This window comes from Aquabacterium sp. UBA2148, assembly GCF_002328915.1.
Lineage (GTDB): Bacteria > Pseudomonadota > Gammaproteobacteria > Burkholderiales > Burkholderiaceae_C > Aquabacterium > Aquabacterium parvum.
On sequence record NZ_DCXA01000011.1, the window covers coordinates 1 to 10,490 of the forward strand.

The window sequence follows — 10,490 nt, forward strand, 5'->3', positions numbered from 1 at the left end:
CGGTGGGCTGCTGATCCAGTTGGGTCGGCCAGCCCTGCAGGTGCTGCTCGACGATGCGGCTGAGCGCGCGGATCCAGTCCAGCCGGTCGTTCAGGCACGGGATGTAGTGAAAGGCCTGCCCGCCACTGGAGAGGAAGGCCTCTCGGGCCTCCATGTCGATCTCCTCCAGCGTTTCGATGCAATCGGCGACAAATGCGGGGCAGATGACATCGACCCGCTTTGTGCCGGCCTTGGCCAAGGCGCGCAAGGTGGGCTCCGTGTACGGCTGCAGCCATTTGGCCTTGCCGAAGCGGCTTTGGAACGTGACGACGTACTGCTCCTTCGTGAGCCCCAATGCCTCGGCCAGCAAGCGCCCGGTCACCAGGCATTCGCAGTGGTACGGGTCGCCCAGCAGCAAGGTGCGATGCGGCATGCCGTGAAAGCTCATGACGAGCTTGTCAGGGCGACCTTCCCGGGCCCAGTGCTCTCGCACCGACTCGGCCAAGCTGGCGATGTAGTCGGCGTCATCGTGGAAATGATTGACGTGGCGCAGCTCGGGCAATCGCCGCGTTTGCTGCCCCCAGCGGAACACCTCGTCCATGACGCTGGCGGTGGTTGCGCCCGAGTACTGCGGGTACAGGGGCACGACGAGCACGCGGTCCACGCCCTCTGCCTTGAGCGCATCAAGCTGGCTGGAGACACTGGGCTGGCCATAGCGCATGGCATGGCGCACGCGCAGCTGGTGGCCGTGCTGGCCCAGGAATCCGGCGAGCAGCGTGGTTTGCTTTTCGGTCCACACGCGCAGGGGCGATCCCTGAGGCATCCAGATGCTGGCGTATTTGGCGGCCGACTTTTTGGGCCGCACGCGCAAGATGATGCCGTGCAGGATCGGCCACCAAAGTACGCGGGGGATCTCGACGACGCGTGCGTCCCACAGGAACTGCCCCAGGTAACGGCGCAAGGCCTTGGGTGTGGGCTCGTCCGGGGTGCCCAGGTTGACCAGCAGCACGCCGGTGCGTGGGGTCTGGCCGTGTTGGAAGGCGGGTTCTTTGGCGAAGCTCATGGCTCCGGATTGTGGGCCCGTTCGGCAAGTTGGCAGAGCTCTGTGGTCACTGCCACGATGTCGATGGGTTTGGTCCAGTAGCCGGTGAAGCCGGCCACGCGGGCGCGCTCGATGTCATCGGGCATGGCGTCGGCCGAACACATGTACGCCGGGGCCTGCTCGAGCCCGGGGATGCGGCGCAGGGCTTCGAGCACCTCGAAGCCGGACATGCCGGGCAGGTGGGCGTCGAGCACCAGCACGTCGGGCAGGCGGTCGTTGCACAGGCTCACGGCCACGTCACCGTCTTCGGCGATGTCGAGCTCCAGCTGTGCATGGGGGCGCAGGGCCTCGGCGAACAGCAGGGCGTTGATGCGGTTGTCCTCGACGTACAGCACGCGCAAGGGGCGCTGGGTCTGAGGCGGAGGCGAGGGCGGAGAAACGGTCAATTCGGTGGGGATGGCGCCACCGGTGTGGATGCCATCGTCTGAGTGCGCACCCTCGGTCGTGGCCACGGCTGCGGGCGCCTGTGGCAGGGTGATGCTGACCCGGGTTCCACTGCCGGGGCGACTATCGATTTCCATGCGACCTCCCATGGACTCAATCAGTGAGCGGGTGATGATAAGCCCGAGACCGGTGCCTTCGACATGGGATGTCTCCCGTCCGAGGCGTTCAAAAGGCTGAAACAGGCGGTTGAGCTGCTCGGGCGTCATGCCGGCACCCGCGTCCGTGATCGCGAGTTCGATCACGGCGTTCGGCAGGGCGCGCCCCTCGACCCGCACAAAACCACCTTGCTGGTTGTATTTGATGGCGTTCGAGCCAATGTTGACCAGCACTTGTCTCAGGCGCTGCCGATCCGCCAGCACATGGATTTCGGTAGGGATGTGGCTGCTCATGGCGATTTCGCGCTGCTCGGCCATGGGCAGGAGCATCGACAGGCACTGAACCACTTCTTCATCGAGGCGCAGCACTTCCGGGCGAAGGGACATCACGCCGGCTTCGACCTGCTGAAGGTCGAGCACGTCGTTGACCAGGCCCGAGAGGTGGCGGCCCGCATGCAGGATCTGGTCGACGTAGTTGCGTTGCGCGATGTCGGTGGACGCCGTCTGCATTTGCAGGCGCAGCAGTTGAGCAAATCCTGTGATGGCGTTGAGTGGCGTGCGGATCTCGTGGCTCATGCGCGAGAGGAATTCGCTCTTGGAGGCGCTGGCCGCCTCGGCGAGTTGCTGCGCGCGTTGGGCGTTTTCGGCCTCTTTCAGCCGGGTGATGTCGGAGTGCGTGCCGACCACGCGCGAGGGCATGCCGTCGTGCGAGCGTGCCACGACCTTGCCGCGCGAGAGGATGTGCAAGAAGTGGCCGTCGCGGTGGCGCAGGCGGAACTCCACCTCTTGAACCGAGCGGGTCTCGGTCATGTACTGCATGGTGCTGTGGGCCACCTTGTCGCGGTCCTCGGGGTGGATGCGCGAGAAGATCTCTTCGATGGTGTCGCCGATGTCGCTGTCCTGAAAGCCGAGCATCTGCTTCCAGCGGCTGGAGTAGTAGACAACGCCTGAGACCATGTCCCAGTCCCAGACGCCATCACCTGCGCCTTCGAGGGCGAACTTCCAGCGCTCCTCGCTCGACGCGAGTTCGTGCACGGCCAGCCGTTCCTGGGTGATGTCACGGAAGGTGACCATGGCTGCGAACGGGGGCTGCTGTGGGTCGAGGCGCAGCAGGTGGCTGGACATCTGCAGCCAGACGATCTCCCGGTCTGCGCGTCGCGCGGGCACGATCCGATCGACGATGCGCTCGCCCGTGTCGATGGTTTCCTGCAAAGGCCAGCGCTCGCGAGGCAGGGGCGTGCACAGATCATCTTGGAGCAATTGCACGAGGTCACCTTGCAATGACTCGTGGTGGGCCTGTTGCGCCTCAAGCCCCAGCACGCGCCTGGCCGCCGGGTTCATGGCAACGACTTGCCCCTGCAGGTCCACGATGAGCAAGCCATCGCGTATGGTTGCGGCAACGGATCGGTAAAGCTCCTCGCTGACACGCAGTTTGTCGTCGCCCACTTTGCGGTCGGTGATGTCGCTGGTCAGGTAGAGCACCTGACCGTCGGTCATCGGGGTGACGCGGGCCTCGAAGTGGTGTGTGGCGCCAGGGGTGATCTCCAGGTCGTACTGGATGGTCTGGGGCAGGCCGGTCTGGCGCGCCCGATCGACGGCGGCTCTCTGCAGTCGCGCCACGCCGTCAGGCAACATGGCCCCGACCGTTTGTCCGATCAGCTGTCCCGCCTGCCCGACCAGTTGAGGGTGATCGAGGTGCCCATCGATGTAGCGGTTGTCCTCGTCGATCACGAACCAGAGGTCGGGCAAGGCACGCAGCACCGAGCTCAGTCTTTCCTGGGTGGCTTCAAGCGCTTGCTGTTGTTGCTTGAGCAACTGCGCATCCTGGTGCGAACGCGTGATGTCCATCGCGAAGTGCACGGTGCAGCCGTCTTCCAGCGCGTCATCGCGGATGAGCAACCAGCGGTCCTTGAAGCGCATCTCGGCGCGCTGGCCGGTGCCACGCAAGCTCAGCCGCCAGGCGATGAATGCCGCTTCCTGACCTGGCTGGCAGTCGGGGTAGTGACCGGCATGGACCATGCGTGCAACGATGTCGGGCCAACGGTCGCCTTCACCCGATTGCGCGTCACCAATGAGCTCCCGCCAAAGGCGATTGCCCAGGACAACCTGGCCACTCGGGTCGGTGATCATGATGCTGGTCGAGAACGACTCGATGGCCTGGCGCAGCAGCCGGTCGGCACGCCTGACGGCCTGTTCCGCCTCGATTTGGCGGGTGATGTTGCGGCTGGCGCCCCGGTAGCCCTGAAAACGCCCAGTCGCATCAAAAACCGGTTGCCCGCTGATGCTCACCACGATGCGGCCCCTGGGCGTCAGCCGGTCACCGATCAGGTCCTGAAAAGGCTCATGACGCTCGCGGGCCCGCAGGTAGCGCTGCCAGTTGTCTCGGGTGTCGTCGTTGCGAGGGATGAGCACCCCGGGTGCCGACACGCCGATCTGGGTCGCTGGGTCGATGCCGGTGTGGTGAAGCAGACCCGCTGACACCCATTGCAGGAGCCCGTTGGCGTCGGTTTCCCAAAGCCAGTCGCTGCCTGCTGTCGATGCCGTGCGAACACGCTCCTCGCTGAGCCGCGCGCTCTCGGCTTCGAGGTGGCGTTGCAGCAGTTGAGATGCCGCTTCGCTGACATCTTGCAGCACAGCGAGTTGCTGGGGCGACCAGGGCGTCGGTGCGCTGGACCAAATCGACACCACGCCGATGACCTGCCCACGGGCATGCCACGGCACGCTTGCAAGCGCCTTCGGACCACTTTGTCGAGGTGTGCTGGCCGCGATGGCAGATCCACCCGGGTCGTGGGCCACGTCTGGGATCGCGAGCAGCGAAGCCGGCAGTGTCAACGGCGGCAGGATCATGCGAGCACGAGGAAGCGGGCCCGCGCGACCAGAGGCTGGCGTCACCGGCCAAGCGTTGGGTCCGTCCAGCAAGAACAGGCCAGAGCACAGCCCGTGACTGCCATGGGCAAGCAAGCGAGCCAGGGCAGCGAAAGCCGCCTCGTTGGCCTGGATCGCCCCTCGCACGGCTTGCATCAAGGTCGAAGGCTCGGCGTCGTGCACAGAGGGCAGGGGCGTGGTCATGCAGAAAAACGGCAGGGCTTTGTCGCGAATTCCATCCCCCCACTCTAGCCCACGCGTCGCGTGCTCAGCCTGATGGGCATCACTGAGGCAAGGTGTCCGAAAAGCTCAGGATGTCGAATCGGATCTGGGTGCTGGTCGGGTCGGAGGGAGACGCGCCCAGGCTGATGACCCCGCTGCCGTGCAGGGTGCAGGTGCCACGTCTCAGCGTGAGCACCTGATCGTCCCGGTCGAAGCGGATGTGGGTTCCGTTGTAACTCAGGTCGCTGAGGTAGATGTGTCCGCTGTGCGACTCGATGCGCGCATGCGAGCGCGAAACCCGTGAATCGCTCACGCAGAACGAGGCTTGTGGACTGCGGCCCAGGATCACGGGCATCTGGGCGGTCGAGAACACACGCTCGGTGCTCAGCCAGCTCAGCCGGATGCCGTCTGGCACGTCGGTTTCGGGCGCGTCCATGATGGCCGTTGACAGGGCATCAGAGTCGCCAAAACGCCGGCTGTCCATGCGCAAGACGGGCACGGGCTCCTTGCGTCCGCGCAGGTGCAGCTTGTCGATGCTGCGAAAACGTTCCTGCTGATCAGATGGCAACTCGCGCAGCAAGGGGCCGGTGGTCAGGGTCTCGTTGTCACCCGCCAGGTCAAGCAGGCGCGCCGCGACGTTGACGGCGTCGCCAAAGCAGTCGCCATCGACCTCGACCATCTCGCCCCAGGCAATGGCCACTTTCAGTTTGATGGCGCCGCTGCGCAGGGGCACGCCTTCACCGGCCGGACGCAATTGCTCCAGTGCCTCGTGGAGGCTGACGGACGCTTCGACCGCAGGCTCGGCGTGCTCGAAGACGGCCATCAACCCGTCACCCAGTGTCTTGACCACCCGGCCGCCCTGGCGCGTGATGCGATCGCCCAGCAAAGTCAGGCTCTGCGTGACGACTTGCGCCGCCTGCGCATTGCCCAGCTTGAGGTAAAGCGATGTGCTGCCGCGCAGGTCGGCAAACAGGATGGCGCGTTCCTTGGTCGTGCCCATGCTCGTATCTTGGCGGATTCAGGCCCGTGCAGCGTGATGAATTGCACGCAGTTTGGTGGCAAATTGCAGCGCTTGCATGAAAAAACCCGGCACAAGGCCGGGTTCGGTGTCTGAAATCCGCCAGGGGATCAGAGGTTGTCCAGGTAGGTCCTGAGCTTGTCGCTTCGGCTCGGGTGCTTGAGCTTGCGGATGGCCTTGGCCTCGATCTGGCGGATGCGCTCGCGGGTGACGTCGAACTGCTTGCCGACTTCTTCCAGCGTGTGGTCCGTGCTCATCTCGATGCCGAAACGCATGCGCAGCACCTTGGCTTCCCTCGGGGTCAGGCTGTCGAGGATGTCCTTGACCACGTCGCGCAGGCCAGCCTGCATGGCGGCTTCGATCGGCGCGGTGTTGTTGGTGTCCTCGATGAAGTCGCCCAGGTGGCTGTCGTCGTCGTCCCCGATCGGCGTTTCCATGGAGATCGGCTCTTTGGCGATCTTCATGATCTTGCGGATCTTGTCCTCGGGCATCTCCATCTTCTCGGCCAGCGTGGGGGCATCGGGCTCGAAGCCGAATTCCTGCAGGTGCTGACGCGAGATGCGGTTCATCTTGTTGATCGTCTCGATCATGTGAACCGGGATGCGGATGGTGCGGGCCTGGTCGGCGATCGAGCGGGTGATGGCCTGACGGATCCACCACGTGGCGTAGGTCGAGAACTTGTAGCCACGGCGGTATTCGAACTTGTCCACCGCCTTCATCAGGCCGATGTTGCCTTCCTGGATCAGGTCGAGGAACTGCAGGCCGCGGTTGGTGTACTTCTTCGCGATCGAGATGACCAGGCGAAGGTTGGCCTCGATCATTTCCTTCTTGGCGTCGCGGCTGGCTTTTTCGCCGTTGTTCATGCGCTTGTTGATCTCCTTGAGATCATCAATGGGCACGACGGCCTTGGCCTGCAGGTCGATCAGCTTTTGCTGCAATTCCTGGATGGCGGGCAGGCTGCGGGTCATCACGGCGGAGTAGCTCTTGCCGGATTGCGCTTCCTTGACGGCCCACTCCAGGTTCAGGATGTTGGGCGGGAAGACCTTGATGAAGTGGTCTTGCGGCATGCCGCAGCGGTCGACCACGATCTTGCGCAGCTCGCGTTCGTAGCGGCGCACGTCATCGACCTGCGAGCGCAGCACGTCGCACAGGCGTTCGATGATCTTGACGGTGAAGCGGATGGTCATCAGCTCCTGGCTGATGGCTTCCTGGGCCTTGTTGTAAGGCGCGGACTTGTAGCCGTCCTTCTCGAAGGCCTTGGCCATCTTGTCGAAGTTCACGCGAAGGGAGTCGAACTTGGCCAGGGCCTGGTTCTTCATCTCTTCGAGCTTCTTGCTCAGGGCCTTGGAGCCACCGTTGCCGTCGTCGTCGTCTTCTTCGTCGAATTCGTCGAAGTCTTCTTCGGCCACGTAGTCGTCGGCCTCGTCGGCAGCGACGAAGCCATCGACCACCTCGGAGATGGTCATCTCGGCGGCGCGGATCTTGTCGGCCAGGCCGAGGATTTCAGCGATGGTGGTGGGCGAGGCCGAGATGGCCAGCATCATGGCCTGCAGGCCACCTTCGATGCGCTTGGCGATTTCGATTTCGCCTTCGCGGGTCAGCAGCTCGACGGTGCCCATTTCGCGCATGTACATGCGCACCGGGTCGGTCGTGCGGCCGAATTCGGAGTCGACGGTGGACAGGGCGGCTTCGGCGGCTTCTTCGGCTTCTTCTTCGGTGGCTTGCGTTTGCGCGCTGCCGGAGATCAGCAGCGTGGCGGCATCAGGCGCTTGCTCGTACACGGCCACGCCCATGTCGTTCAACATGGAGATGATGGCCTCGAGGATTTCGGCCTCGACCAGCTTTTCAGGCAAGTGGTCGTTGATTTCCTGGTGGGTCAGGAAACCACGGGTCTTGCCCATCTTGATGAGGGTCTTGAGCTCCTGGCGGCGCTTGGCGACTTCCTCTTCGGACAGGGCGGTTTCGTCGATGCCGAATTCACGCATCAGGGCGCGCTCTTTGGCGCGCGAGACCTTCATGCGCAGGGGCTTGGCCTTGGCCTTGCCTTCGCTGGCGCCGGAGTCGTCGCTGGCTTCGGCCTCGGTCTGGTCGAGGTCGGCCTCGATGTCGGCTTCGATGTCGCCCACGTCGTCCTCGTCAAACGAGGCTTTGCGTGCGGGTTCGGCCTTGGCGGTTTCGGCTGCAGCCTTGGGCTTGCGGCCACGCTTTTTGGGCTCGGCTGCCACGGCTTCGACTGCGGTTTCGGCGTCCTGGGCCTTGGAGGAGGCGCGTGCCTTGGTGGCTTTCTTTTCGTTGACGTCTGCTTCGGCAGTCTTCACACCGGTCTTGGCGGCTTTTTTCGCGGTCATGCGCTTCCTCGAAAGAGATGCTCTGAATGAGAGGCTGAGAGGCGGACAAGGGCCCCATCCTGCCACAGGGCCACACGGGTGAAATGCGCCATGGCGCTGGTGGGCGCGTCATTCGCGCCGCAGGTGGGCCGTGTGGGCCATGCGAAAGGCTGGCAAGCAGCCGCCCTGCGATCTTGCGCTGGACGGTCCTCGTCGAACCCTCCATTATCGCGCAAGACCATGGCGTCGCAAGCGGCGCCGGATGTCAAATTTCGCCGCCTGGAGGGCTCTTCACGCAGAAATGGGCCTTTGCTGGCTGATTTCAAGCTTGAGGTCACGCGTCAGGCGCACGAGTTCGAGCTTGCGTGCCTCCGCCGCTTCGGACAACTCACCCGCCTGCAGCAGCATGTCGAGCTCCTCGCGCAAGGCTTCGAGCTCCAGGGGGCGGATGAGCGACAGGAGGTCGTTCAGGCTGTGTTCTGCGGCGGAGCCGAAATCATGCAGGCGCGTGATGCGCTCGGCCAGCGTGGACAAGGGCTTGTCAGCCCCCGCCTCGTCGGCTTGCCCATCGGTTTGCTTCATGCCTTGCAGCAAATCGGGCCCAGCCACGGCGCCCTGGTCGAGCACCAGCCGGTCCAGCCACCTGAAAAAGGGGCCGTAAGGGCTGGGCTGATCGCACAGGATGTCGTGCGCGCTGGTGGGCAGTTGCTCCCAGGTGCCGCTGCTGCAGACCAGCACCCAGGCGATGCGATCCAGCGAGGTGGCGGCTCGTGGCAGGGGGCGGGGCGGCGTGGCTCGACCGCGACTTTGCCACCGTCCGCCCTCGTTGCGCCAGTTGCCTCGCCCGTTTCGGCCCTTCCAGTCGCCGCGACCTCGCTCGCTGCTTTGCCCGCGTGAGCCCTGACCCTGGTCGAAGGAGTTGCCGCCATCCCAGAAAGGCTCCTGGCTGCCAAAGTCCGGCTCGAATGCCGGGGGCTCGTTGCCGAAGAACGGGCCGTCGTCGGGGCTCGTGGCGGCACTGGCACGCTGGCCGTTTCGCTCGTGCCCCCTGTCTCCGCCAGCGCCTGATGCCGCCTTTTCGAGGTGGGCCTGCAGCCGACGACGCACGTCATCGGTCGACGCCTTGGCGACCTGGGCGAGTTCGTCGGCGATCAGGCCCCGCAAGGCGCCTTCTGGCAGCAAGGCAATGAGCGGGATGGCCTGCGTCATCAGGCGGGCGCGGCCTTCGGCGCTGTCCTGATCGCATTCCGCGCCGGCGTGCTCCAGCAGCTGGCGCGACAGCGGCACGGCTTTTTTGACGCAAGCCTCGAAGGCCTGCGGACCGAACTCCCGGATGTAGCTGTCCGGGTCATGCTCCGCAGGCAAAAACAGGAAGCTGATGCGCCGGGTGTCGGTGGCGAAGGGCAGGGCGGCTTCAAGCGCCCGCCCGGCGGCCCGGCGTCCGGCGGCGTCGCCATCGAAGCTGAAAACGATCTGCTCGGTGAAGCGAAACAGCTTTTGAACGTGCTCCTGCGAGCAGGCGGTGCCCAAAGTGGCCACGGCGTTGCCAAAGCCCCATTGCGCCAGCGCGACCACGTCCATGTAGCCTTCGGTGACCAGTGCGTAGCCCTTGTTGCGCAGGGCAGCACGGCCTTCGAACAAGCCGTAGAGCTCGCGCCCTTTGCTGAATACTGGCGTCTCGGGTGAGTTGAGGTACTTGGGCTCGCCCTTGTCCAGCACCCGACCACCGAAGCCGATGACCTCGCCTTGCGGGTTGCGGATCGGGAACATGATGCGGTCACGGAAGCGGTCGTAGCGCTTGCCCTCGCTCTCGCCCTCGTTGGCATCGTGCGCGATCACCAGACCCGACTCGACCAGCAAGGGGTCGTCGTAGCTGGGGAAGGCGCTGGCCAGGCCGCGCCAGCTGTCTGGGGCGTAGCCCAGGCCGAAGCGTGCTGCGATTTCGCCCGTCAACCCGCGTCCCTTCAGGTAGGCCACGGCGCGCGGGGTTTTCTTGAGTTGCTGCTTCCAGTGTTTGCCGGCTTGGGCGAGCACATCGGTCAGCACCAGTTGTTTGGCCTTGGCCTGCTTTTGTCGCTCCCTGTCCTCGGGCCGCAGGTTGTCGTCTGGCACCGGCATGCCCTGCATCTGGGCCAGGTCCTTGACCGCGTCGACAAAGCCCAGCCCGCCATACTCCATCAGGAAGCCCACGGCGTTGCCATGCACGCCGCAGCCGAAGCAGTGATAGGTCTGCCGCGAGGGGCTGACGATGAAGGACGGTGATTTTTCGCCGTGGAAGGGGCACAGGCCTTTGAAGTTGATGCCGGCCTTTTTCAATGTGACGTAGCGACCCACGACATCGGCGATGTCGGTGCGGGCCAGCAGGTCCTGGATGAATGAAGGTGGGATCACGGCGAGGGGCTGTGTGCGGCGACAGGGGGGGGGGGCAGTCGGGGCTC

The 10,490-nt window shown here is 64.6% G+C and carries 5 protein-coding genes; all 5 read right to left on the reverse strand.

Annotation, left to right across the window (positions count from 1 at the left end):
* A partial coding sequence (hemH, locus tag B2W70_RS00335; RefSeq protein WP_286741924.1) for a ferrochelatase occupies window positions 1-1,042 on the reverse strand: 1,042 nt, incomplete at its 3' end.
* Window positions 1,039-4,689 carry a PAS domain S-box protein gene (locus B2W70_RS00340; RefSeq protein ID WP_349677420.1) on the reverse strand — a complete coding sequence of 1,217 codons (3,651 nt, stop codon included), beginning with the start codon at window positions 4,687-4,689 and terminating at the stop codon, window positions 1,039-1,041. The genes hemH and B2W70_RS00340, both read right to left, overlap by 4 nt.
* Window positions 4,690-4,768: 79 nt before the next feature.
* Window positions 4,769-5,707: an adenylate/guanylate cyclase domain-containing protein gene (locus tag B2W70_RS00345; protein WP_286741926.1), complete on the reverse strand. Its 939-nt coding sequence runs from the start codon at window positions 5,705-5,707 to the stop codon at window positions 4,769-4,771.
* A 128-nt stretch (window positions 5,708-5,835) separates the two neighbouring features.
* Window positions 5,836-8,073: an RNA polymerase sigma factor RpoD gene (gene rpoD, locus B2W70_RS00350; protein WP_286741927.1), complete on the reverse strand. Its 2,238-nt coding sequence runs from the start codon at window positions 8,071-8,073 to the stop codon at window positions 5,836-5,838.
* A gap of 270 nt (window positions 8,074-8,343) precedes the next feature.
* Window positions 8,344-10,443, reverse strand: coding sequence for a DNA primase (gene dnaG, locus B2W70_RS00355; RefSeq protein ID WP_286741928.1), 2,100 nt, complete (start codon window positions 10,441-10,443; stop codon window positions 8,344-8,346).
* Between the last annotated feature and the right edge of the window lie 47 nt (window positions 10,444-10,490).

Excerpts from the sequence above, each read along its gene's own strand:
- B2W70_RS00340 (WP_349677420.1), bottom strand. The coding sequence starts at position 4,689 with ATGACCACGCCCCTGCCCTCTGTGCACGACGCCGAGCCTTCGACCTTG.
- B2W70_RS00345 (WP_286741926.1), bottom strand. The coding sequence starts at position 5,707 with ATGGGCACGACCAAGGAACGCGCCATCCTGTTTGCCGACCTGCGCGGC.
- rpoD (WP_286741927.1), bottom strand. The coding sequence starts at position 8,073 with ATGACCGCGAAAAAAGCCGCCAAGACCGGTGTGAAGACTGCCGAAGCA.